Origin of the sequence: Micromonospora sp. NPDC049049 (assembly GCF_040649115.1) — a bacterium.
Lineage (GTDB): Bacteria > Actinomycetota > Actinomycetes > Mycobacteriales > Micromonosporaceae > Micromonospora.
This window is the reverse complement of record NZ_JBEZEX010000040.1, coordinates 29,082-52,950: the sequence shown is the minus strand read 5'-3', so window position 1 is coordinate 52,950 and position 23,869 is coordinate 29,082. Positions and strand designations below refer to the sequence as shown.

At 69.8% G+C, this 23,869-nt stretch carries 21 protein-coding genes; 10 read left to right on the top strand and 11 right to left on the bottom strand.

Annotation, left to right across the window (positions count from 1 at the left end):
- Window positions 1–130 precede the first annotated feature (130 nt).
- Both AB0B68_RS28820 and AB0B68_RS28815 read right to left on the bottom strand, forming a co-directional pair.
- Entirely contained in the window at window positions 131–1,081 is a 951-nt protein-coding gene (locus AB0B68_RS28820) for a malate dehydrogenase (protein ID WP_357207426.1), read from the bottom strand.
- A gap of 126 nt (window positions 1,082–1,207) precedes the next feature.
- Window positions 1,208–2,068, bottom strand: coding sequence for a bifunctional methylenetetrahydrofolate dehydrogenase/methenyltetrahydrofolate cyclohydrolase (locus tag AB0B68_RS28815; RefSeq protein ID WP_088950132.1), 861 nt, complete (start codon window positions 2,066–2,068; stop codon window positions 1,208–1,210).
- A 484-nt stretch (window positions 2,069–2,552) separates the two neighbouring features.
- On the opposite strand from AB0B68_RS28815, the gene AB0B68_RS28810 reads away from it, so the two are divergent.
- The 5 genes from AB0B68_RS28810 to AB0B68_RS28790 all read left to right on the top strand — a co-directional run bounded on the left by AB0B68_RS28810 (window position 2,553) and on the right by AB0B68_RS28790 (window position 8,296).
- Window positions 2,553–4,154 (top strand): ABC transporter substrate-binding protein, encoded by a 1,602-nt coding sequence (locus AB0B68_RS28810; protein ID WP_357207424.1) that lies wholly within the window; start codon window positions 2,553–2,555, stop codon window positions 4,152–4,154.
- A gap of 197 nt (window positions 4,155–4,351) precedes the next feature.
- Window positions 4,352–5,290, top strand: coding sequence for an ABC transporter permease (locus AB0B68_RS28805; protein WP_112583767.1), 939 nt, complete (start codon window positions 4,352–4,354; stop codon window positions 5,288–5,290).
- Complete coding sequence (locus tag AB0B68_RS28800) at window positions 5,283–6,239, top strand: ABC transporter permease (RefSeq protein ID WP_357207420.1); 957 nt, start codon at window positions 5,283–5,285, stop codon at window positions 6,237–6,239. Before AB0B68_RS28805 ends, AB0B68_RS28800 begins: the two co-directional genes overlap by 8 nt.
- Before the next feature lie 7 nt (window positions 6,240–6,246).
- Window positions 6,247–7,278, top strand: coding sequence for an ABC transporter ATP-binding protein (locus AB0B68_RS28795; protein ID WP_112583768.1), 1,032 nt, complete (start codon window positions 6,247–6,249; stop codon window positions 7,276–7,278).
- Window positions 7,259–8,296: a dipeptide ABC transporter ATP-binding protein gene (locus tag AB0B68_RS28790; protein WP_357207417.1), complete on the top strand. Its 1,038-nt coding sequence runs from the start codon at window positions 7,259–7,261 to the stop codon at window positions 8,294–8,296. Before AB0B68_RS28795 ends, AB0B68_RS28790 begins: the two co-directional genes overlap by 20 nt.
- Before the next feature lie 99 nt (window positions 8,297–8,395).
- Here AB0B68_RS28790 and purH read toward each other — a convergent pair whose 3' ends face one another.
- A complete protein-coding gene (gene purH, locus AB0B68_RS28785) occupies window positions 8,396–9,967 on the bottom strand; it encodes a bifunctional phosphoribosylaminoimidazolecarboxamide formyltransferase/IMP cyclohydrolase (protein WP_357197702.1) in 1,572 nt (523 codons plus the stop codon).
- Window positions 9,964–10,584, bottom strand: a complete 621-nt coding sequence (gene purN / locus AB0B68_RS28780) for a phosphoribosylglycinamide formyltransferase (protein ID WP_091406347.1) — start codon at window positions 10,582–10,584, stop codon at window positions 9,964–9,966. The genes purH and purN overlap by 4 nt, the downstream gene beginning before the upstream one ends.
- Window positions 10,585–10,873: 289 nt before the next feature.
- On the opposite strand from purN, the gene AB0B68_RS28775 reads away from it, so the two are divergent.
- Entirely contained in the window at window positions 10,874–11,422 is a 549-nt protein-coding gene (locus AB0B68_RS28775) for a DUF4190 domain-containing protein (protein ID WP_357197705.1), read from the top strand.
- A gap of 54 nt (window positions 11,423–11,476) precedes the next feature.
- On the opposite strand, the gene AB0B68_RS28770 is transcribed toward AB0B68_RS28775, so the two are convergent.
- Window positions 11,477–12,766, bottom strand: a complete 1,290-nt coding sequence (locus AB0B68_RS28770) for a DUF6350 family protein (RefSeq protein WP_357197708.1) — start codon at window positions 12,764–12,766, stop codon at window positions 11,477–11,479.
- Between the two features lie 200 nt (window positions 12,767–12,966).
- Between AB0B68_RS28770 and AB0B68_RS28765 the strand changes: the two genes are divergently transcribed.
- The gene (locus AB0B68_RS28765) at window positions 12,967–13,233 is read left to right on the top strand and encodes a DUF4190 domain-containing protein (protein WP_357264029.1); all 267 of its coding nucleotides are present in this window, start codon (window positions 12,967–12,969) and stop codon (window positions 13,231–13,233) included.
- Window positions 13,234–13,293: 60 nt separating this feature from the next.
- Here the strand turns inward: AB0B68_RS28765 and sucD are convergent, their stop codons facing one another.
- The 3 genes from sucD to AB0B68_RS28750 all read right to left on the bottom strand — a co-directional run bounded on the left by sucD (window position 13,294) and on the right by AB0B68_RS28750 (window position 16,198).
- Window positions 13,294–14,181 carry a succinate--CoA ligase subunit alpha gene (gene sucD / locus AB0B68_RS28760; RefSeq protein ID WP_355010054.1) on the bottom strand — a complete coding sequence of 296 codons (888 nt, stop codon included), beginning with the start codon at window positions 14,179–14,181 and terminating at the stop codon, window positions 13,294–13,296.
- Between the two features lie 2 nt (window positions 14,182–14,183).
- Complete coding sequence (sucC, locus tag AB0B68_RS28755; RefSeq protein WP_091406357.1) at window positions 14,184–15,362, bottom strand: ADP-forming succinate--CoA ligase subunit beta; 1,179 nt, start codon at window positions 15,360–15,362, stop codon at window positions 14,184–14,186.
- Window positions 15,363–15,793: 431 nt separating this feature from the next.
- Window positions 15,794–16,198 (bottom strand): cobalamin B12-binding domain-containing protein, encoded by a 405-nt coding sequence (locus AB0B68_RS28750; protein ID WP_088987674.1) that lies wholly within the window; start codon window positions 16,196–16,198, stop codon window positions 15,794–15,796.
- Between the two features lie 474 nt (window positions 16,199–16,672).
- Here AB0B68_RS28750 and AB0B68_RS28745 point away from each other — a divergent pair, with 474 nt between their 5' ends.
- Complete coding sequence (locus AB0B68_RS28745) at window positions 16,673–17,380, top strand: M23 family metallopeptidase (protein WP_357197712.1); 708 nt, start codon at window positions 16,673–16,675, stop codon at window positions 17,378–17,380.
- A gap of 272 nt (window positions 17,381–17,652) precedes the next feature.
- Window positions 17,653–18,435 carry a M23 family metallopeptidase gene (locus tag AB0B68_RS28740; RefSeq protein WP_357264026.1) on the top strand — a complete coding sequence of 261 codons (783 nt, stop codon included), beginning with the start codon at window positions 17,653–17,655 and terminating at the stop codon, window positions 18,433–18,435.
- 95 nt (window positions 18,436–18,530) lie between these two features.
- Here the strand turns inward: AB0B68_RS28740 and pcrA are convergent, their stop codons facing one another.
- Window positions 18,531–20,936 carry a DNA helicase PcrA gene (pcrA, locus tag AB0B68_RS28735; protein WP_357264023.1) on the bottom strand — a complete coding sequence of 802 codons (2,406 nt, stop codon included), beginning with the start codon at window positions 20,934–20,936 and terminating at the stop codon, window positions 18,531–18,533.
- Window positions 20,937–21,260: 324 nt separating this feature from the next.
- Here pcrA and AB0B68_RS28730 point away from each other — a divergent pair, with 324 nt between their 5' ends.
- Entirely contained in the window at window positions 21,261–21,650 is a 390-nt protein-coding gene (locus tag AB0B68_RS28730; protein ID WP_357233231.1) for a chorismate mutase, read from the top strand.
- 174 nt (window positions 21,651–21,824) lie between these two features.
- Here the strand turns inward: AB0B68_RS28730 and AB0B68_RS28725 are convergent, their stop codons facing one another.
- Together AB0B68_RS28725 and AB0B68_RS28720 are read right to left on the bottom strand one after the other, a co-directional pair.
- Window positions 21,825–22,838, bottom strand: coding sequence for a dipeptide ABC transporter ATP-binding protein (locus AB0B68_RS28725; RefSeq protein WP_357197721.1), 1,014 nt, complete (start codon window positions 22,836–22,838; stop codon window positions 21,825–21,827).
- Window positions 22,831–23,865: an ABC transporter ATP-binding protein gene (locus AB0B68_RS28720; RefSeq protein WP_357197769.1), complete on the bottom strand. Its 1,035-nt coding sequence runs from the start codon at window positions 23,863–23,865 to the stop codon at window positions 22,831–22,833. The genes AB0B68_RS28725 and AB0B68_RS28720 overlap by 8 nt, the downstream gene beginning before the upstream one ends.
- Window positions 23,866–23,869 lie beyond the last annotated feature (4 nt).

Here is a 23,869-nt window from a genome sequence, read left to right as displayed (position 1 = left end):
CCCTTTTTACTGACCCGGCCCCCACCGAGATCTACACCCCCCGACTGACACTCTTTCCCACCCTATTGCCTTTTTACTCTGCGCCGGCTTTTGCCGGCGCGCCCTTCGCTGATGCTGTGGTTCGGGGGAACTACATGCTGGAGATGTCGCCCTGCTTGGCGCGGACGGCTTCGGCAGCCTCCAGGAGGCTGGCGCGCTCGTCGGCGTCCAGGTCGGTCTCGACGACCCGCTTGACGCCCTCGGCGCCGATCTCGGCCTCGACACCCAGGTAGACACCGGAGATGCCGTACTCGCCGTCGACCCAGGCGCAGACCGGCATGACCTCGCCGGAGTCCTCCGCGACGGCCTTCGCCATCCGCGCCGCGGCGGCGGACGGGGCGTAGTAGGCCGAACCGGTCTTGAGCAGCGCGACCACCTCGGCGCCACCGTTGCGGGTCTTGACGACCAGCTCCTCGATCTGCTCGGCCGGCATGGCGTCGCGCAGCGGCTTGCCGTTGACGGTGCTCTTCGACGGCACCGGGACCATGGTGTCTCCGTGCGAGCCCAGGGTCAGGGTGCGTACGGAGGCCACCGGCACCTTCAGCGCCTCGGCGACGAAGTTGCTGAACCGGGCGGTGTCGAGCATGCCGGCCTGGCCGAGCACCCGGTTCTTCGGGAACTGGGTGGCGAGCTGGGCCAGCGCGGTCATCTCGTCCAGCGGGTTGGAGACCACGATGACGACGGCGTTCGGGGCGTACTTGGCGACGTTCTCGGCGACCTGCCGGACGATCTTGGCGTTGGTCTCCAGCAGGTCCATCCGGCTCATGCCGGGCTTGCGCGGCAGACCAGCGGTGATCACGACGACGTCGGAGCCCTCGATGCTCTCGTAGCCCTCACCGTTGGGGCCGGTGGTCACGCCGACCACCTTGGTCTCGAAGCCTTCGATGGCCCGGGACTGGTTGAGGTCGAGCGCGAGGCCTGCGGGCTTGCCCTCCACGATGTCGGTGATCACTACGGTGTCGAAGACGTCGTACTCGGCCAGGCGCTGTGCGGTGGTGGAGCCGTAGAAGCCAGCCCCGACGACAGTGACCTTCTTACCCATGGTCGTCCCACTCCCTGATACCAGTCGGTTTTCCGGACCGTATCAGTCATCCTGGCACCGAACAGGGCAGGGGCGGCGGCCGTCGCCGGGATGGGTCGAACGTCACCGGCGTCGCCGGCGTCCGGTTCAGCCGCGCTCGGCGCGCTCGACGACGTTGGTGAGCAGCATGGCCCGGGTCATCGGGCCCACGCCGCCGGGCATGGGGACCAGCGCGCCGGCCGTCTCGGCCACCTCCGGGTCCACGTCACCGGTGTAGCGGCCCTTGCCGTCCGCTCCGATGACGCGGGTGATGCCGACGTCCACCACCACCGCGCCCGGGTTGATCATATCGGCGGTGAGCAGACCCGGTACGCCGGCCGCGACGATGACGATGTCGGCGGCGCGCGTGTGCGAGGCGAGGTCGAGGGTGCCGGTGTGGCAGAGGGTGACTGTGGCGTTCTCGCTGCGCCTGGTGAGCAGCAGGCCGAGCGGTCGGCCAACCGTGTTGCCGCGACCGACCACCGCGACGGTGGCCCCGCGCAGCGCCACGTCGTGCCGGCGGAGCAGCTCGACGATGCCGCGCGGCGTGCACGGCAGCGGACCGTCGTAGCCGAGCACGAGCCGACCCAGGTTGACCGGGTGCAGGCCGTCGGCGTCCTTGTCCGGGTCGATCAACTCCAGCACCCGCTGGGTGTCGAGGTGGGCCGGCAGCGGCAGCTGGACGATGTAGCCGTGGCACGCCGGGTCGGCGTTCAGCTCGGCCAGTACGTCGTCGACCTGCTGTTGGGTGGCGTCGGCCGGCAGTTCGCGGCGGATCGAGGCGATGCCCACCTCGGCGCAGTCGCGGTGCTTGCCGTTGACGTACGCCTGGCTGCCCGGATCCGCCCCGACCAGGACCGTGCCGAGCCCGGGGGTGATGCCGCGTTCCGCGAGTGCCTTCACCCGGATGCGCAGCTCGTCCTTGATCTCCGCTGCGGTTGCCTTGCCGTCCAGAAGCGTCGCCGTCACGACCAGATCGTCTCACGGCCACCGCCCGCGGATCAGACGACCTCGCTCCGGGCCGTCCGCCGCCCCACTGCGGCGGGGCGGCCATCGGACGGGCCGGGTCACGTCGGAGTGACCGCCGCTGGAGTAACCCTGCGTGAGGTGTTGCTAGTCACTTTCAGTGACAATCTGTGGATTCGATCACTGTCGAACCAGACAGGAGGGGGCTGATCCACGGAGAGGGGACGGCAACCCCAGGCGGCGTCGACCCGACCGGGAAGGTACGAACGCAACGTCAAACGTCGCCATTTCAGCAGGCCAAGTCGATGATTCCGGTTTGGGGTAGCAGATTCACTCGCCTTCGACAACTGAATCAACCCCGGACCGTTACCCACCCGCAACCGCGTCGTTGTCGAAGGCCGGTCACCGACCTACCGTTACCGCTTGTTGCGCAGCGTAAACCCAGCGTCGGGCCTGACTGCGCAGCGTGAGGAGATGAGGAGGCTCAATGCGAGTTCGTAGACTCGCCGCCTGGACCGCCCTCCCGCTCGCGGTGACGCTGGGCCTCGCGGCCTGCGGCAGCGGCGGAGACGGTGGATCCGGTGGCAGCGACAGTTCGGTGGTCAGCATCCAGATCGCCGAGCCGAAGCACCTGGTTCCCACAAACACCACCGAGACGTCCGGGTCGCAGGTGATCGCCGGCCTGTTCAGCCCGCTCGTCGACTACGACGCCCAGAACAAGCCGTACGAGGTCGCCGCTCAGTCGATCACCTCGTCCGACAACAAGGTCTGGACGATCAAGATCAAGGACGGCTTCACCTTCCACAACGGTGAGAAGGTCACGTCCCAGAACTACATCAACGCCTGGAACTACGGCGCGTACGCCCCGAACGGTCAGGACACCAACCCCTTCTTCGAGAAGATCGCTGGTTACGCCGACCTGCAGGACAAGGCGCCGAAGGCCAAGGAGATGTCCGGCCTGAAGAAGGTCGACGACCTCACCTTCACCGTGACGCTGTCCGATCCGTACATCGACTTCAAGACGACGCTGGGCTACAACGCGTTCTTCCCGATGCCGGACGCCGCGTTCTCGGCTCCGGGCGTGCTCAAGGACTCCTACGAGCAGGCGCCGATCGGGCAGGGCCCCTTCAAGATGAAGGGCACCTGGCAGCACGACAGCAAGATCGACGTCGAGCGCTACGACGCGTACCCGGGCGAGAAGCCCAAGGTCAAGAACATCGAGTTCCGGATCTACCAGCAGCTCACCGCGGCCTACGCGGACGTCCTGGCGGACAACCTGGACGTGCTGCCCACGATCCCGACCGAGAGCCTGAGCACCGCGCCGAGCGACCTGGGCGACCGGTACAAGACCAGCCCGATGTCGTCGTTCCAGTTCCTCGCGTTCCCGACGTTCGACAAGGACTACAGCAACCCGGACGTGCGCAAGGCCATCTCGATGGCGATCGACCGTGACGAGATCACCAAGTCGGTCTTCAAGGGCTCGCAGACGTCGGCGCGCTCCTTCGTCGCACCGGTCCTGCCGGGCTACCGGGAGGACACCGCGGGCAAGGCCGCCGAGTTCAACCCGACCGAGGCCAAGAAGCTCTACCAGGCCGCCGGCGGTCCGTCGAAGATCGTCATCTCGTACAACGGCGACGGCGGGCACAAGGACTGGGTCGACGCCACGGTCAACCAGCTCAAGACCAACCTGGGCGTGGACGCGGTCGGCTCGGTCGAGCCGAAGTTCGCCGACCTGCTGACCAAGGTCGAGAAGAAGACGCCGGTGGGTGCGTTCCGGATGGGCTGGGTCATGGACTACCCGACCATGGAGGACTACCTCGGCCCGCTGTACAGCACGAACGGCTCGTCGAACTACTACGGCTACAGCAACCCGGAGTTCGACAAGCTGGTCAAGGAGGGTTCCGCCGCCAAGACGCAGGACGAGGCGATCGCCAAGTACCAGCAGGCGGAGGACATCCTGGCCAAGGACATGCCGGTGATCCCGCTCCGCTTCGGCGAGAACGTGTTCGGCCACTCGTCCAAGGTCAAGAACGTCGAGATGGACCTGTTCCAGCGGGTCAACCTCGTCAAGATCGAAGCAGCCAGCTGAGCTGACCATGGTGCGGGCCACCCGGGCATCGTCGCCCGGGTGGCCCCGACCGCGCCACCGGGGCCGGGCCGCAGCAGCGGACCCGGCGTCGGTGGCGCCGGCTCCCCCGGGCCGGACGGAACGTCTCGGATATTTCGGGTACGACCAGAGATGCCGTCCTGCGACCCTTTCGCACATTTCCGGAGAGACTGCTAAGCATGTTCCGCTACATCCTGCGGCGCCTACTGCAGATGGTCCTGGCGTTCTTCGGGACCACCTTGATCGTCTACGCGCTGACATTCGCCGGGCAGGGCGACCCGATCCAGGCGCTCGCCGGCGAACGGCCGGTGACGCCAGCGCAGCGGGCCTACCTCACCGAGAAGTACAACCTGGATCAGACGGGCGTCGGTGGCTTCTTCTACCGCTACTTCGACTACGTGAAGGACCTGCTCCAGGGCAACCTGGGCGAGTCGCTCACGGGTCGGAGCATCGGTGACATCCTCCAGCAGGCCTGGCCGGTCACCGTGCGGCTCGCGCTCATCGCGCTCGCCGTGGCGATCATCTTCGGTGTCACCGCCGGGGTTCTCGCCGGCATCCGCCGGGCCAGCATCTTCGACAACTCGACGCTGGTGCTGACCCTGCTGGTGCTGGGCATCCCGACGATCGTGCTGGCACCGCTGGCGCAGTACTTCCTGGGCGTCAAGTGGCAGCTCTTCCCACCCACCGCCGGCTCCGACCCGACGTTCTACGCGCTCCTGCTGCCGGGCATCGTGCTCGGCTCGCTGTCGCTGGCCACCGCCCTACGACTCACCCGGGCCTCGGTGGCGGAGAACCTGCGCGCGGACTACGTCCGGACCGCCCGGTCCAAGGGCCTGGTCAAGCGGCGCATCGTCATCGTCCACGTGCTGCGCAACTCGCTGATCCCGGTGGTCACCTTCCTCGGTGTGGAACTGGGCAACCTGATGAGCGGCGCGATCATCACCGAGGGCGTCTTCAACATCCCCGGCGTGGGCTTCAACCTCTTCCGCGGCATCCGCACCGAGGACGGCCCCCTGGTGGTGGGCATCGTCAGTGTGCTCGTCGTGGTCTACCTGGTCTCGAACCTGGTGGTGGACGTCCTGTACGCCGTACTCGACCCGAGGATCCGCTATGAGTGACTTTGAGACTGTGGCGGCCACCGAGAACCAGGCCGCGCGACGTGGCCCCTCGGGAGAGCCGGGCACGCCCAACCAGGTCGGTGCCGCGAACAAGCCCCGCAGCCTGGCCGGGGACGCCTGGCGCGACCTGCGCCGCAACCCGATCTTCTGGATCTCGCTGGCGCTGGTCGTCATCTTCACCCTGATGGCGCTGCTCCCCGGGGTCTTCACTGCCAACAACCCGAACGACTGCCTGCTCTCCCGGCAACACGCCGGGCCGTCCGGCGGGGCCATCTTCGGGTACGACTTCCAGGGCTGCGACACGTACTCCCGGGCGGTCTACGGCACCCGGGCGTCGCTGCTGGTCGGCGCGCTCGCCGCGCTCGGCACCGGCATCATCGCGCTGGTGGTCGGCATGCTGGCCGGTTACTTCGGCCGCTGGGTCGACGCTGTGCTCTCCCGGGTGATCGACGTGGTGCTCGGCATCCCGCTGCTGCTGGCCGCGATCGTGCTGCTCAAGCGGGTGTCCAGTGACAACCAGTGGGCTCGGATCGGCGCTGTCGTCTTTGTGTTGGCCCTCCTCGGATGGACCACCGCCGCCCGCGTGGTCCGGTCCTCGGTGATCACCGCGAAGGAGCAGGACTATGTCGCGGCGGCCCGGATGCTCGGTGCCGGCAACAGCCGGATCATGTGGCGGCACATTCTGCCGAACTCGCTGGCCCCGGCGATCGTCGTGCTGACCATCGCGCTCGGCTCGTTCATCGCGGCTGAGGCGACGCTCTCCTTCCTCGGCATCGGCCTGAAGGCGCCCACCATCTCGTGGGGGCAGGACATCGACACCGGCCGGATCCACATGCGGGAGGCGGCGACCCCGTTGATCGTCCCGTCGGCCTTCCTGGCACTGACCGTGCTGGCGTTCATCATGCTCGGCGACGCGATCCGTGACGCCTTCGACCCGAAGCTGCGGTGAGAACATCATGACCGTCAATCCCACTCCCGCCTCTGCCACTCCCGAGGGCGGTCACCTGCTGGAGTTGCGGGACCTGCACGTCGAGTTCCGCACCAACGAGGGTGTCGCCCGGGTGATCAACGGGGTGTCGTACCACCTGGACGCCGGCGAGACCCTTGCCGTGCTCGGCGAATCCGGCTCGGGGAAGTCGGTCACCGCCCAGGCGATCATGGGCATCCTGGACACCCCGCCCGCGTTCGTCCGCTCCGGCCAGATCCTCTACCAGGGTGAGGACCTGCTCACCCGCTCCGAGGAGCAGCGCCGGCAGGTACGCGGCAAGGAGATCGCAATGATCTTCCAGGACGCGCTCTCCGCCCTCAACCCGGTCTTCCCCGTCGGCTGGCAGATCGGTGAGACGCTGCGCCAGCGCGCCGGCATGTCCCGAGCCGACGCTCGACGTCGTGCCGTCGAGCTGATGGATCTGGTCAAGATCCCGGGCGCCGCCAAGCGGATCGGCGACTACCCGCACCAGTTCTCCGGCGGTATGCGGCAGCGCGTCATGATCGCCATGGCGTTGGCGCTGGACCCGAAGGTGCTGATCGCCGACGAGCCCACCACGGCCCTCGACGTGACAGTGCAGGCCCAGATCATGGACCTGCTGGCCGACCTCCGCCGGGAACTCAACATGGCGATGATCCTGATCACCCACGACCTGGGTGTGGTCGCCGGTGTCGCGGACCGGATCGCTGTCATGTACGCCGGCCGGATCGTCGAACACGCCGACGTCCGCTCGCTCTACAAGGCGCCCGCCCACCCGTACACAAAGGGTTTGTTGGAGTCGATCCCGCGCCTGGACGTTCGCGGCCAGGAACTGTCGACGATCAAGGGGTTGCCGCCGAACCTGATGCGCATCCCGTCCGGCTGCCCGTTCCACCCCCGGTGCCCGTACGTCCAGCAGGTCTGCGTGGACGAGGTGCCGCACGACCTGGTCCTCGGCGACGGCCGGACCAGCGCTTGCCACTTCGCGCAGGAGGTCCGTGATGACAGCGTCGCCCGCTAACCCCACGAAGGTCCGCGGCGAGACCATTCTCTCCGTCGACAACCTGGTGAAGCACTTCCCGATCACCCAGGGCGTGCTGTTCCAGCGGCAGATCGGGGCGGTGAAGGCCGTCGACGGGGTGAGCTTCGAGCTGCGTCGGGGCGAGACGCTCGGCGTCGTCGGCGAGTCCGGCTGCGGCAAGTCCACCCTCGCCCGGCTGCTGATGCGGTTGGAGACGCCCACCTCCGGGCGCGCCACCCTGGAGGGCAAGGACCTGTTCAAGGCTTCCGGGGGTGAGCTGCGCCGGCTGCGCCGCAACATGCAGATGGTGATGCAGGATCCGTACACCTCGCTGAACCCCCGGATGACGGTCGGCGACATCATCGGCGAGCCGTTCGAGATCCACCCGGATGCCGCGCCGAAGGGCAGCAAGGCCAAGCGGGTCCAGGAGCTGTTGGACCTGGTCGGGCTCAACCCGGAGCACATCAACAGGTACCCGCACCAGTTCTCCGGCGGTCAGCGTCAGCGCATCGGCATCGCCCGCGCCCTCGCGCTGAAGCCCGAGGTGATCGTCTGCGACGAGCCGGTGTCGGCGCTCGACGTCTCCATCCAGGCCCAGGTGATCAACCTGCTCAAGCAGCTGCAGGGCGAGCTGGGGCTCTCGTACATCTTCATCGCGCACGACCTGTCGGTGGTGCGGCACATCGCCGACCGCGTCGCGGTGATGTACCTCGGTCGGATCGTCGAGATCGGCACCGAGGACGAGATCTACGAGCGGGCCACCCACCCGTACACCCAGGCTCTGCTCTCCGCGGTGCCGGTGCCGGACCCGGAGGCCCGCGACCAGCGCAACATGATCCGGCTGGTCGGCGACGTGCCCAGCCCGGCCGATCCGCCCAGCGGGTGCCACTTCCGGACCCGCTGCTGGAAGGCCCAGGACATCTGCGCCACCCAGGACCCGGCGACGGTGCCGAGGGCAGCGGACCCCCACCCGTCCGCCTGCCACTTCGCCGAACTCCGCCCCACCCCCACAGCCTGACCCCAACCCGACCTCAACCGTTGATCATGAAGTTATTGCCCTGCACATCGGCGTGTCGGGGCAATAACTTCATGATCGACGAGGTCGGAGCCCTCGGTGTCAGTGGAAGAAGTGGCGGGTTCCGGTCAGGTACATCGTCACGTTTGCCTTCTTGGCCGCTTCGATGACTTCCTCGTCACGGATGGAGCCGCCGGGCTGCACGATGGCGCGGACGCCGGCGTCGATGAGGATCTGCGGGCCGTCGGCGAACGGGAAGAACGCGTCCGAGGCGGCGACCGAGCCGCGGGCCCGGTCGGCGCCGGCGCGGGTGACAGCGAGCTGCGCCGAGTCGACCCGGTTGACCTGACCCATGCCGACACCGACGGTGGCGCCGTCCTTGGCGAGCAGGATCGCGTTGCTCTTCACCGCGCGGACCGCCCGCCAGGCGAACGCGAGGTCCCGCAGCAGCTCCTCGTCGGCGGCCTCGCCGGTCGCCAACTGCCAACTCGCCGGGTCGTCGCCGGGGGCGTCCACCCGGTCGGCGACCTGGGCCAGCACGCCGCCGGTCACCGGGCGCAACTCCACCCGCGCCGGCGTCCAGGCCGGTGCCCGCAGCAGTCGGATGTTCTTCTTGCCCTGCAACACCTCGACCGCGCCCTCGTCGAAGCCGGGGGCGACCACCACCTCGGTGAAGATCTCGGCGACCTGCTTAGCCATCTCGACCGAGACCGGCCGGTTGACCGCGATGACGCCGCCGAACGCCGACACCGGGTCGCAGGCGTGCGCCCTGCGGTGCGCCTCGGCGACGTCCGCGCCGATCGCGATGCCGCACGGGTTCGCGTGCTTGATGATCGCCACCGCCGGCTGGTCGGCGAAGTCGTTCGCGGCCCGCCAGGCGGCGTCGGCGTCGACGTAGTTGTTGTACGACATCTCCTTGCCGTGCAGCTGCTCGGCCTGGGCCAGCCCGGCCGGGGCGTCCGGGTCGGTGTAGAGCGCGGCCGGCTGGTGCGGGTTCTCGCCGTAGCGCAGCGCTGTCGACTTGCGCAGCGCCAGCCCCGCGAACTTCGGCCACGAGTCGTCGGCGGGTGCCAGCTCCTGCGCGAACCATTGGGCCACCGCCACGTCGTACTCGGCGATGTCGGCGAACGCCCGGGCGGCCAGCGCGCGGCGCTGGGCCACTGTGAAGCCACCCTCGGCGAGCGCGCCGAGCAGCGCCGGGTAAGCGGCCGGGTCGGTGACCACGGCGACCGAGGCGTGGTTCTTGGCGGCGGCGCGCACCATGGCCGGGCCGCCGATGTCGATCTGCTCCACGCACTCCTCGACGTCGGCGCCGGAGGCGACGGTCGCCTGGAACGGGTACAGGTTGGAGACCAGCAGGTCGAACGCCGCCACGCCCAGCTCGTCGAGCTGCGCCACGTGGGTGTCCTTCCGCAGGTCCGCGAGGAGACCCGCGTGCACCTTCGGGTGCAGGGTCTTCACCCGGCCGTCGAGCACCTCGGGGAACCCGGTCACCGTCTCCACCGGCGTCACCGGCACCCCGGCGGCGGCGATGGTGCCCGCCGTGCTGCCGGTGGACACGATCTCCACACCGGCAGCGTGCAGGGCCTGAGCCAGCTCGGCCAGCCCGGTCTTGTCGTAGACGCTGACCAGCGCCCGCCTGATCGGGCGGCGCCCGTCCTGAGTGGGACTCACGGAACCGTGACCTTCCTTCCGGTGATGGTCCAGCCTTCGCGGACCAGCCGACCAACCTGCTCGACGAGCTGGCGTCGCTCGGCTTCCTTGATGCGCTCGGTGAGCGTGTCGACGTCGTCGTCGTCCAGCACCGGCACCGCGACCTGCGCGACGATCGGCCCGGTGTCCATGCCGGCGTCGACGAAGAAGAGGGTGGCTCCGGTGAGCTTCACGCCGTAGGCGAGAGCGTCACGCGGGCCGTGGATGCCGGGAAACGCCGGCAGCAGCGTGTTGTGGGTGTTCAGGTAGCGGTCGCCGAAGGCGGCGAGGAAGTGCGGGCCGACCAGCTTGAGGAAACCGGCGGAGATGACCAGGTCGGGTTGGTGCTTCGCGACGTGCGCGGTGAGCGCGCGGTCCCAGTCCTCCCGGGTGTCGTGGTCGCGGACCCGCTCGACGAAGGTGGGCACCCCCGCCGCGTCGGCCCGGTCCAGGCCCGCGATGCCGTCGCGGTCCGCGCCGACCGCGACGACCTGTGCGCCGTACGCGGGGTCGGCGGCGGCATCCAGCAGCGACTGAAGGTTGCTCCCGGAGCCGGAGATGAGGACGACGATGCGGGCGACAGGCGCGGGCTCGGTCACCGGGCCACCCTATCGGGCAGGTCAGGGACGCCCTTCGACTGGGCGGCACGCCGATCTTCGACAGTGCCGACGTGCGTCGACCCGGTACGCTGCCGCTCGCTCGGGCCGAACGCCGCACCGGCCCACACACCGCCCCTGATCCGGCACGCGAAGCGGTCGACTAGGAGCTTTTCGCCTGCTTTGGGAGACATGTCGTCCTGTTGCTGTACTGGGCTTTGGGAGGACTGACCGCGATCATGGATGGAAATAAGAGCACCAACTGACGGAACCAGTCCAAGGAGCTTCTCGAATGCAGCCCGGTAACCCCGGTCAGGACCCGTACGGCCAGCAGCCCAACCAGGACCCGACCGCTCCCCAGCCGCCGGCCGCCCCGTACGGCCAGCAGCCCACCTCCGGCCAGCCGTACGGTCAGCAGCCGAACGACCCGTACGCCGCGCCGCAGGCCCCGTACGGCCAGCAGCCCACCTCGGGCCAGCCGTACGGTCAGCAGCCGAACGACCCGTACGCGCAGCAGCAGCCCCCGTACGGCGCCAGCCCGACCTACCCGAACGCCGGGTACCCGCAGGCGCAGGGGCAGAACAACACCCTCGGCCTGGTGTCGATGATCCTCGGTATCGCGTCGATCCCGCTGGTCTGCTGCCTGTACCTGGGCATCCCGGTCGGCATCGCGGGCATCGTGACCGGCTACCTCGCCAAGCAGAAGGTGGCCCAGGGTCAGGCCAACAACGCCGGCCAGGCCAAGGCCGGTCTGATCTGCGGCGCGGTCGGCGTCGGGCTGGGCATCCTGCTGCTCATCCTGAGCGTGGTGGCGCAGGTCAACCTGCCCACCCAGCCCTGACGGGTTCGGATTCGACGGGGCGCTCCGGTTTCACTCGGGGCGCCCCGCGCTCGTCTACTGCGCGGGCCCGCGGGTCAGCGCCCGGGTCGCGGCAGCGCCGACCAGCGCGCCGACCGCTATGACACCGGCCGCCACCGCCCCGACCTGCCAACCCACCGGCCCGACCTGGGACAGTCGGCCGGCGCCGAGCGGCCCACCGGAGACCGCCGCTGCCGCACCGAGCACCACACCGGCCACCGGCCCGGCCAGCACCGCCGGCGTCAGCAACACGGCCCAGCGCTGCGCAGCCCGCTCCGGCCCGGCGAGTCGAGCCACTCGCCGGGCGAGCAGCCAACCGGCGACCATCCCGGCGAGAACCGGCACCGCGAGCAGCAGGGCACCGAAGCCGTCCACCGGGCCGCGCGGCAGGCCAGCGAGCAGCGGCACGGCCGGCAGCGCGCCGATCGACACCTCGCTGGTGCGGACCGCTGTGTCAGTTCCGACAGCGAACCCCGGCCCGAGCAGGTAACTGGTCGACCAGACCGCCGCGTTGGGCGCGTACGCGACGCTGACCAGGGTGATGCCGGCCTGCCCGGCGACTCCGGTCCGGTACGCCCCGATCATGTCGGCCGCATCGCCGCCACCGGTGGCCACCGCCAGGCCGGCCGCTCCGGCGCCCGCGCCGAGCAGCAGCAGCCCGGCCACCAGGCCGGTGCGAACGCCGTCGCGCACCGGGCTCGGGAGCCGGGAGACGAGCAGCCGGGTCACGGCGGTGATCCGGACCGCGCCGACCAGCGCGGCGAGCGTGCCGACCGCAGCGAACGTGGCGCCCGCCCGGATCAGCGACACACTCGGCCCGCCGGTGCCGACCAGCACCGCCGCGAGCGCGCCGAGCAGCGCGTACGCGATGCCGACAGCGACCGCGGCGAGCAGTGCCCGGCGCGGTGAGCGGGTGTCGCGGGCACCGATCGCGCGGCTCACGTGCACGCCGGCGCGGCTCAGCCGCCAGAGCGCGAGCACTGTCAGCGCCAGCGGGGCGAGCCCGAGCGGCCCGGTCTCGGTGTGCAACGGCACGCCGTGCCCGAGCAGCCAGCCGGCCAGCGCGGTGCGCAGGGTGCCGGTCACTGTGGTGCCATCCGCGCCGAGCTGCACCAGGCCGAGCACGATGGCGACCGGCAGGTACGAGGTGACGGCGGCCCAGCAGGCGGCCACCCCGGCGGCGACGGGCAGTGGCGCCCGCCCGCGCGGCGACCCACCAGCGCGAGGCGCGGGCACCCGCCGGGCCGGTGCGGCACGGTCGACCGGCCGGTCGTCGGCGCTCACACCGCCGGGACGGCTGGGACGGTCAGGGGTGACGGGGGACATCCGCTCTACTCTGGCACGTCGCGCGGGCGGTGGCAGTCCGTTAACCCCTCCTAAGGTCGGCGAGTTCACCGAACCGACGTCCTGCCCACCCGGGCCGGTCTAGCCTCGGCCCTGAGGGGGCGCGAGTCGCCGCCACCCGGGACGGGCCCGCCGGCCGCGGTACGGGCCGGCACGTCGCCCATGACCGCTCGGAGGAAGCTGTGACGACGCCATACCCGCCTCCCCCACCACCACCGGCCCAGGGACGCGACCGAACCACCCTGTGGGGCGTGCTGGGCATCGTGCTGGGGCTGATCTGCTGCGGCATCTTCGGCATCGTCTTCGGCTACCTGTCCATCCGCGACGCCCGGCGGTACGGGCAGTCGCCGCTGCTCGGTTACCTCGCCATCACGTTCGGCGTGATCAACATCATCGGCGGGGCGATCCTGCGCTCGACCGGCAACTACCCGTTCTGGAACAACGACTGACGCGTACGGCAGAGGGGGTCGACCGTGACCGGTCGACCCCCTCTGTGCTGCCTGACCGGCTCAGTTGCCGGACATGATCTCCCGCATCAGCTTCGCGGTCTCGGTCGGCGTCTTGCCGACCTTGACGCCGACGGCCTCCAGCGCGGCCTGCTTCGCCTCGGCGGTGCCGGCGGAGCCGGAGATGATCGCCCCGGCGTGACCCATGGTCTTGCCGGGCGGAGCGGTGAAGCCGGCGATGTAGCCGACCACCGGCTTGGTGACGTTCGCCTTGATGAACTCGGCGGCCCGCTCCTCGGCGTCGCCACCGATCTCACCGATCATGACGATGGCGTCGGTCTCCGGGTCGGCCTCGAACGCCGCGAGGGCGTCGATGTGGGTGGTCCCGATGATCGGGTCACCGCCGATGCCGACGCAGGTGGAGAAGCCGATGTCGCGCAGCTCGTACATCATCTGGTAGGTCAGCGTGCCGCTCTTGCTGACCAGGCCGATCCGGCCGGAGCCGGTGATGTCGGCCGGGATGATGCCGGCGTTGGACGCGCCCGGCGAGGCGATGCCCGGGCAGTTCGGCCCGATGATCCGGGTCCGCTCGCCCTGCGAGACGTTGTACGCCCAGAACGACGCGGTGTCGTGCACCGGGACGCCCTCGGTGATCACCACGGCCAGGTCGATCGCGGCGTCGATCGCCTCGACCACGGCGGCCTTGGTGAACTGCGGCGGCACGAAGATGACAGTGACGTCGGCCCCGGTCTGCGCCATCGCGTCCGCGACGGACGCGAAGACCGGCAGCTCGGTGCCGTCGAAGTCGACAGTCTGGCCCGCCTTGCGCGGGTTGACGCCACCGACGACGTTGGTGCCGGCGGCCAGCATCCGCCGGGTGTGCTTGGAACCCTCGGAACCGGTCATCCCCTGGACGATGACCTTCGAGTCCTTGGTCAGCCAGATAGCCATGATCAGACCCCCGCAGCTGCCAGCTCGGCGGCCCGCTCGGCCGCACCGTCCATGGTGTCCACCCGCTGCACGAGCGGGTTGTTCGCGCTGTCCAGGATCGCCCGGCCAGCCTCGGCGTTGTTGCCGTCGAGACGGACGACGAGCGGCTTGGTGACCTGCTCGCCGCGCTGCTCCAGCAGGGCCAGCGCCTGGATGATGCCGTTGGCGACCTCGTCGCAGGCGGTGATGCCGCCGAAGACGTTGACGAAGACGCTCTTCACGGCCGGGTCGGAGAGAACGATCTCCAGCCCGTTCGCCATCACCGCGGCGCTCGCGCCGCCGCCGATGTCGAGGAAGTTGGCGGGCTTGACGTTGCCGTGCCGCTCACCGGCGTACGCGACCACGTCGAGGGTCGACATGACCAGACCCGCGCCGTTGCCGATGATGCCGACCTCGCCGTCGAGCTTGACGTAGTTGAGGTCCTTGGCCTTGGCGGCCTGCTCCAGCGGGTCCACAGCGGCCTGGTCGACGAGCGCCTCGTGGTCCGGGTGCCGGAACGCCGCGTTCTCGTCCAGGCTGATCTTGGCGTCGAGCAGCAGCATCCGGCCGTCGCCGTTCTTGGCGAGCGGGTTGACCTCGACCAGGGTGGCGTCCTCGGCGACGAACGCCTGCCACAGGCCGACGGCGATCTCGACCACCTGGTCGGCGACCTCGGCCGGGAAGCCGGCGGCGGTCACGATCTCGCGGGCCTTGGCCTCGTCCACGCCCTTGACGGCGTCGATCGGGGCCTTCACGACCTTGTCGGGGGTCTCGGCGGCGACCTGCTCGATGTCCATGCCGCCGGCGACGCTGGCGATGCAGAGGAAGGTGCGGTTCGCCCGGTCGAGCAGGTACGAGAAGTAGTACTCCTCGGCCACGTCCGCGGTCACCGTGATCATGACCTTGTGGACGGTGTGACCCTTGATGTCCATGCCGAGGATGTCGGTGGCCCGAGCCACCGCCTCATCCGGGCCCTCGGCCAGCTTGACGCCGCCGGCCTTACCTCGGCCGCCGACCTTTACCTGCGCCTTGACGACCACACGGCCGCCAAGGCGTTCGGCGATCGCGCGGGCCTCTTCCGGGGTAGTGGCAACGCCGCCGGCCAGCACGGGCAAGCCGTGCCGCTCGAACAGGTCCCGCCCCTGGTACTCGTACAGGTCCACGATTGCGCGTCCCGTCCCGTCTCCGCGGCGCGCCGTCGCGCCGCCACCAGCGTTCAGAAAACAGCTTGACGCCTGTCATCAGTTGAAACAGGCCATTGGCCGCAGCCTAGCGAGGTCGGCACCACCGGCAACCGAGCGGGTGCACGGTGTGCGGTAATGCACAACCGAACATCAGGTGTGGCCGGTTTCCGGCCACAACTCCGGTGGCATCCACCGTCCGGGCGATGTTGTCCGGCTTGCGTAACCCTGCCGTGGGGGCGTCGTTGAGTCAGATGTCGGAGCGCTGAACAGCGCAAAGACGGGATACGGCCGATGCCCTGTCGGTCGAGGGGTGGCGGCGGGGCATCGTGCATAGAGGGGCCGGACGTGTGAGGGGTGCGTCCGGCCCCTCCCCCGTGCCCAAAATCGGTGGGGCAGCAGTTCGGCGTTCCTCAGGAAACCGGCTGGGCCACGTTCTCTCGGACCCACTCGACAATCGCCTGGGTGGTAGCGCCCGGTGTGAAGATCTTCGCGACGCCCAACTTCTCCAACTCGGGAATGTCGCCGTTCGGAATGATGCCGCCACCGAACACGACGATGTCGCGTGCGTCCCGCTCACCGAGCAGTTCCAACACCCGCCGGAAGAGCGTCATGTGCGCGCCGGAGAGCACGGACAGGCCGACCGCGTCGGCGTCCTCCTGGATGGCGGTCTCCACGATCTGCTCGGGGGTCTGGTGCAGGCCGGTGTAGACGACCTCCATCCCGGCGTCCCGCAGGGCGCGCGCGACGACCTTCGCGCCCCGATCGTGGCCGTCCAGGCCGGGCTTCGCGACGACGACCCGAATCCGAGAGCTCATCAGCGCACACCTTTCACCGGCTTGACCGCCTTCACCTTAACGAACGGTAACCCGGCGGGCCCGGCCCGGGAAATCCGGGCTCCGTCACCGGCCGTTACCCGACGCATCCACCGCGCAACCCGGAGGCGCCCGACCCGGCTTCGCCAGAGCCACGCCGCTGGCAGGACCGGGACACCATCCCGGCGCCGTCCGGAGTCAAGCCGGACGACTCCGCCGGAACGGTCACGCTCGGCGACGAACGGGCAGCGACAGGGGCACCGTTCAGCGGCGCGATGCATGACAATCATGGACGCAAACGGACAGATCGACACGCCAATTTTTCGGTCTAGCTTGTGACTCGCCTGGCGGTTGGCTAACGTGTCCACGGTTGTCATCAGGTCCATGGACGGGTGACGACGCGGTCAGCGGACGTCTCACTGGAGTCTCAGGGGACGCCCACCGGCCGCTTCGGAACCCCGACAACGGAGGGTGTGCGTGCGCCAGCGCCTGTCGTCTGAGCCCGATCGATATCGCGGTCGCCGCCGCGTACCCACCCCACCCCGCAGCCGTTACGCCGCTGTCGTCACCACCGCGTTCGTCGGTGCCGGCATCGTGGCCCTCGGCGCGAGCGCCCTGCCGGACGCCAAGGACGTCAGCCCGACGGTCCTCGACGAGCTCAAGCAGGCGTCGGTCACCAGCCAGGACGCGGCGGCCCGTGCGGACAACGCCGACCGCGCCTCCCGGGACAGCCGCAGCGAGGACAGCGCCGAGAAAGAGGTCTGGCTGCTGCCGCTGCAGGGCTACGACTTCAACTCCCCGTACGGCGTCCGCTGGGGCAAGATGCACACCGGCGTGGACCTGGTCGCCCCCGAGGGCACGCCCTACGTGGCGATCCACGACGGGCTGGTCACCAAGGCCGGCTGGTTCGGTGGGTACGGCAACGCCGTGATCGTCCAGCACGCCGACGGCAGCGAGGCCATCTACGGCCACTCCTCCGCGGTCAGCGTCAAGGAAGGCCAGCAGGTCAAGGCGGGCGACCAGCTCGGCCTCGTGGGCCAGACCGGCCACGCGTACGGCACGCACCTGCACCTGGAGATCCATGTCAAGGGGCAGCCGGAAGACCCGGTGCCGTTCCTGCAGGAGCGCGGAGTGGACATCAAGCTGCAAGTCGAGGCAATCTACAGTGAGGTAGCCGCCTCCTGACAGCGCGTAACGACCGTTGACCGCCCGGATCTGTCGATCCGGGCGGTTTTTCATGACGCGGTCCTGACGCATGTATCCCGGGTCACAGTGCCGGATGTGACCGACGGCACCCACCCGCATGATCACTTTTCCGGATGTAGCGCCGCACAGCGGGTCATATCCGGGCAGCCGTCCATCCGCTCTCCGTCCGAGGGCCGGTCCCCCCGCCTGCCTCACCTCGGCCCGACACCAGTATTTCGAGGTCAAGTGCCCCTCGACTGTGAAGGTCCGCCGTGCAGGAAGACAGCCCCGTCCAGAACGAGAACACCCCCGACACCGACCAGACCGCGCCGTCGCAGCGCACCGGCCGACGCAACCGCCTCATCGTGCTCGCGGCCGCCGCCCTGGTAGCCCTCGGCCTCGGCGGTGTCGCCGTCGCCACCAGCGACACCGACCGCCGGGCACCCGCCGCCGTCTCCCTCGACGCCCAGGCCCGGGCCGAGGCCGCGAGCCGGGCCGACCGCTCGGTCCGTGAATCGAGCACCCCGGTCGACCCCTCGCTCAGCCCGGCGCCCAGCCCGTCGGCGGTCAGCGCCAGCCCGACCCCCACGAAGACGGCCGCCGCGAAGGCCAAGCCGAAGCCGAAGCCGAAGCCGAAGAAGACCACCAGGCCCACACCCGCCTGGGTCGACCCGATGCCGGGCGCAGCCGTCACGTCCTGCTACGGGCAGCGCTGGGGCACCCTGCACGCCGGTATCGACCTGGCGTTGCCCTCCGGTACGCCGATCCACGCAGCGGCCGCCGGCACCGTGACCCAGGCCGGCGACGCCTCCGACGGGTACGGCAACTCCGTCTTCATCGACCACGGCAACGGCTACCTGACCCACTACGCCCACCAGAGCCGCATCGCGGTCACCGTCGGCCAGAAGGTCAAGGCCGGCCAGGTCATCGGCTACGAGGGCGCCACCGGCGATGCCACAGGCCCGCACCTGCACTTCGAGGTGCACCAGGGCATGTGGAACCAGATCGACCCGGCCCCGTTCATGCGGGCCCGTGGCGTCGACCTGGGCTGCTGAGGCGACACCCCTGCGCGGAACAACACGGAAAGAGTGGCCTCAGCGGTACGCGAGGCCACTCTTTCCGTGATCTGGCACGATCCTGGGGCGACGGGTCAGAGCTTGTCGACCGGGGCGTGCCGGAGCACCAGCCACATGGTCTGGTCGCCGAAGTCGATCTGCGCACGGGCGCCCGGGCCGTGCCCCTCGACGGCGAGCACCCGCCCCAACCCATACCGCTGATGGTTGACCCGGTCGCCCGCGGACACCTTCGGCCCCTGCGGCAGCTCGCTGGCAGTGGTCAGCCGGCTGGCGTCCACCCCGAGCCGCTGGGCCAGCTGCGCCGCCTTCGGCGTACCCCCCGTGAAGTTGCCACGCGCGCCGGGCGCGCGGTCCGCGCGGCCACCGACGCCGCCGCCCCCGCCAGCCCACGAGGTGTACGACCCCTCGGTGCGCTCCCAGTGCACCAACTCGGTGGGCAGCTCCTCCAGGAAGCGCGACGGCGGGTTGTAGGACGGCTGCCCCCAGGCCGAGCGGGTCACCGACCGGGACAGGTAGAGCCGCTGTCGGGCGCGGGTGATGCCGACGTACGCCAGTCGGCGCTCCTCCTCCAACTCGCGGGTGTCGCCCAGCGAACGCAGGTGCGGGAAGACGCCGTCCTCCAGCCCGGTCAGGAAGACCACCGGGAATTCCAACCCCTTGGCGGTGTGCAGCGTCATCAGGGTGACGACGCCCTGGTGGTCGGGGTCGTCGGAGGGGATCTGGTCGGCGTCGGCGACCAACGCCACCTGCTCCAGGAAGCCGGCCAGGGTCGCCCGCTCCCCCTCCTCGCCCAGCGCCTCGATCCGCTCGGTGTACTCGCGGGCGACGCTGACCAGCTCCTGGAGGTTGTCCACCCGGCCGGCGTCCTGCGGGTCCAGGCTCTCCTCCAGCTCGGTGAGGTAGCCGGAACGGGTCAGCAGCGCCTCCAGCACCTCCTCCGGGGTGCCGGTCTCGGCCAGCTCGCGGGCGTCGTCGAGCAGCGCCACGAAGTCCGCGATGCCGTTGGCCGCCCGGCTGGAGATGCCCGGCGCCTCCCGGGCCCGGCGCAGCGCCGCGCCGAAGGAGATCCGGTCGCGGCTGGAGAGCGCCTCGACACACGCCTCCGCGCGATCGCCGATGCCCCGGCGCGGGGTGTTGAGCACTCGCCGCAGGCTCACCGTGTCGTCGTCGTTCACCACCGAACGCAGGTACGCCAGGGCGTCGCGGACCTCCTTGCGCTCGTAGAAGCGCACCCCGCCGACCACCTTGTAGGGGAGGCCGACCCGGATGAACACTTCCTCGAAGACGCGGGACTGGGCGTTGGTGCGATAGAAGACGGCGACGTCGCCGGGGCGGGTCTCGTCGGCGTCGACCAGCCGGTCGATCTCCCGGGCCACCCAGTCGGCCTCGGCGTGCTCGGTGTCGGCGACGTAGCCGACGATCTGCTCGCCGGCGCCGGCCTCGCTCCACAGTCGTTTGGGTTTGCGGGAGGTGTTGCGGTCGATCACCGCGTTGGCCGCGTTGAGGATGGTCTGGGTGGAGCGGTAGTTCTGCTCCAGCAGGATCGTCCGCGCGTCGGTGAAGTCCCGTTCGAACTCCAGGATGTTGCGGATCGTCGCACCCCGGAACGCGTAGATCGACTGGTCGGCGTCGCCGACCACGCACAGCTCGGCGGGCTCCAGCCCGTCGGTGCCGGAGACCAGCTCCTTGATCAGGACGTACTGGGCGTGGTTGGTGTCCTGGTACTCGTCCACCAGCACGTGCCGGAACCGCCGGCGGTAGCTCTCCGCGACGTGCGGGTGGGACTGGAGCAGGTGCACCGTGGTCATGATCAGGTCGTCGAAGTCCAGTGCGTGCGCCTCACGAAGCCGACGCTGGTAGAGCGTGTACGCCTCGGCCAGCGCCCGCTCGTTGGGGCCGGTGGCCCGCGCCGCGAACTGCTCCGGGTCGACCAGCTCGTTCTTGAGGTTGGAGACCTGGGCGGCCAGACCACGCGCCGGGTAGCGCTTCGGGTCGAGATCCAGCTCGCGGGTGACCAGCTGCATCAACCTGCGGGAGTCGTCCGCGTCATAGATCGAGAACGTCGACTTGAGGCCGGCGTGCTCGTGCTCGGCGCGCAGGATCCGCACGCAGGCCGAGTGGAACGTCGACACCCACATCAGGCGGGCCCGGGGGCCCACCAGCGCGGCGACGCGCTCCTTCATCTCGCCGGCGGCCTTGTTGGTGAAGGTGATCGCGATGATCTCACCGGGGTGCACGTCCCGAGCGGCGAGCAGATAGGCGATCCGGTGCGCGAGCACCCGGGTCTTGCCGGACCCGGCGCCGGCCACGATCAGCAGCGGCGAGCCGGCATGGCTGACGGCGTCGCGCTGCGGCCCGTTCAGCCCGGCGAGCAGCTGCTGCGGATCGAGACGCGCGGCAGCCGCCCCGGGTCGGTGCGGGCGTGCCGGCGCGGACTCCGGCGCAGGCGGGGACGCGGGGATGTCGAAGAGAGGATGCATCGCCCGACAAGTCTATGCCGCGGGCCGGACACTGCGCCGCTGGCGCTCAGCAGCTCGTGCCCGACGGCACGCACCACCGCCCGGCACCGCCACCGGCGGGACATGCGCCCTCCGCGATGAGGAATGCTTGCGCACCCGGCAACGACGTGGGCATACTCGACGGCGTGATCGCTGCGCGCTTCTACTTTTACTATGGCACCGGGAGTCCGGCTGCCGTAGGTCGCGCCTGATCGTTCAGACCTGCTAAAGCCCCGGCTCCTGGAGTCCGGGGCTTTTTCCGTCCCAGGTTCCGGGCACCGGGCACCACAGTGCGAGAGGTACCCGATGATGACAGACGTGATGGAGCAGAGCGGCAGCCCGATCCGACCGGGGCAGCCCGTCGCGCAGGAGGCCGAGCCGGCGGTGGCCACACCACCGGCAGGTGCGGACGCCGAGCCGGCCGAGCAGCAGACCGGCACCGAGGAGCCGTCCGCCTCGGCGCGGATCGTGCAGATCAGGGAACGCATCGACGAGATCGACAACGCGTTGATCACGCTGTGGCAGGAACGGGCCGCGTTGTCCCAGGAGGTCGGTGTGACCCGGATGGCGTCCGGCGGCACCCGCCTGGTGCTCTCCCGGGAACGGGAGATCCTGGAGCGGTTCCGGGTCGCGCTCGGTGCCGACGGCACCCAGTTGGCTCTGCTGCTGCTCCGCGCGGGCCGCGGCCCTCTGTGAGCCTCCTCAGCCCGGGCCGAACCGGGCCAGGGCTACCTGGGCCGCCCGTCCTGGGCAACAAGCGGTTCGCTGACGCCGCTGTCCGACGCCGCGTGACCGGTCCGGTCATCACCTGAACAGACGAAACCGCCTGCCGTCGTCGTGGTGGGGACGGCGGCAGGCGGCTTCGGTGACTCACACCTCGTGGGTGGCGACGATCTCGCGCTTCTCCGCGAAGTGGCAGGCGCTCGGGTGGTCCGAGCCCCGGCGGATCTCCAGCAGCGGCACCTGCTCGGCGCAGACGTCCTGCGCCTTCCAGCAGCGGGTCCGGAACCGGCAGCCCGAGGGCGGGCTGATCGGCGACGGCACGTCACCCGAGAGCCGGATGATCGTCTTGTTGTGCCGCTGGGTCGGGTCCGGCACCGGCACCGCGGAGAGCAGCGCCTGGGTGTACGGGTGGGTCGGTCGCTCGTAGATCTCGTCCTCGGTGCCGATCTCGACGATCTTGCCGAGGTACATCACCGCGACCCGGTCCGACAGGTGGCGGACCACCGACAGGTCGTGCGCGATGAAGACGTACGAGAGGCCGAACTCGCCCTGCAACTGCTCCAGCAGGTTCATGACCTGGGCCTGGATGGAGACGTCCAGCGCCGACACCGGCTCGTCGCAGACGATGATCTCGGGCCGCAGTGCGAGCGCGCGGGCGATGCCGATGCGCTGACGCTGACCGCCGGAGAACTGGTGCGGGTACCGGTTGATGTGCTCCGGGTTGAGCCCGACCAGGTCGAGCAGCTCGCGGACCTTGGCCCGGCGGCTACCCTTCGGCGCCACCTCCGGGTGGATCTCGAACGGCTCACCGAGCAGGTCACCGACGGTCATTCGCGGGTTCAGCGAGGTGTACGGGTCCTGCATGACCAGCTGGATCTGCCGGCGCAGACGCCGCAGCGCCCCACCGGACAGCTTGGAGATGTCCTGGCCCTTGTAGACCACGTTGCCCGCGGTCGGCTTCTCCAGGTTCATCAGCACCCGGGCGAGCGTCGACTTGCCGCAGCCCGACTCGCCGACCACACCGAGCGTCTCGCCGGCGCGCAGACCGAACGAGACCCCGTCGACCGCCTTGACCTGACCGACGGTCTTCTTGAACACCACACCCTGCGTGACGGGGTAGTGCTTGACCAGGTCATTGACCTCGAGGATGTTCTCAGACACGGTTCACCAGCTCCTCGGCGAAGTGGCAGGCGCTGGCCCGGGCGGGGCCGACCTGCAGCAGCGGCGGGACCTTCTCCCGACACACCGGCTGAGCCATCGGGCACCGCGGGTTGAACGGGCAGCCCGGCGGGATGTTCATCAGGTTCGGCGGGAGGCCCTTGATCGTCCGGAGCTGCTGCCCCTTCTCGTCGAGGCGCGGGATCGAGTCGATCAGACCCAGCGTGTACGGGTGCGCCGGCTTGGCGTACAGCTCGTACACGTCGGCTTCCTCGACGATCCGGCCCGCGTACATGACCGCGATCCGGTCCGCGACGTCGGCGACCACGCCGAGGTCGTGGGTGATCAGGATCATGCCCATCTGCCGCTCGCGCTGGAGCTCGGCCAGCAGGTCCATGATCTGGGCCTGCACTGTCACGTCGAGGGCAGTGGTCGGCTCGTCCGCGATCAGCACCTCGGGGTCGAGCGCCAGCGACATCGCGATCATCGCGCGCTGCCGCATACCACCGGAGAACTGGTGCGGGTAGTTGTTGAACCGGCCCTTGGCGTTCGGGATCTTGACCTGGTCGAGCATGTCGATCGCGCGCTTCTTGGCCTCCGCGCGGCCCATGCCTCGCCGGACCCGGAACTGCTCGGCGATCTGGAAACCGACGGTGAAGACGGGGTTCAGCGCGGAGAGCGCGTCCTGGAAGATCATCGCGATGCCCTCGCCGCGGATGCGGCGGCGCTCCTCTTCGGACATGCGGAGCATGTCCTTGCCGTGGAAGCGGACCTGCCCACCGGTGACGAAGCCGGGCGGCGTGTCGAGGATACCCATGATGGTCTGCGCGGTGACGCTCTTACCGGAGCCGGACTCGCCGAGCACGGCGAGGGTCTCCCCCGCGTCGACGTGGTACGTGACCCCGTTGATGACCTTTGCGACGCCGTCCCGGGTGCGGAACTCCACCCGCAGGTCGTCGACCTCGAGCAGGCGGCCGGAGGGACGCCCGGACCCGCCGGGTCCCGGCGCTGACTGCTCGGAAACGAGAATGTCG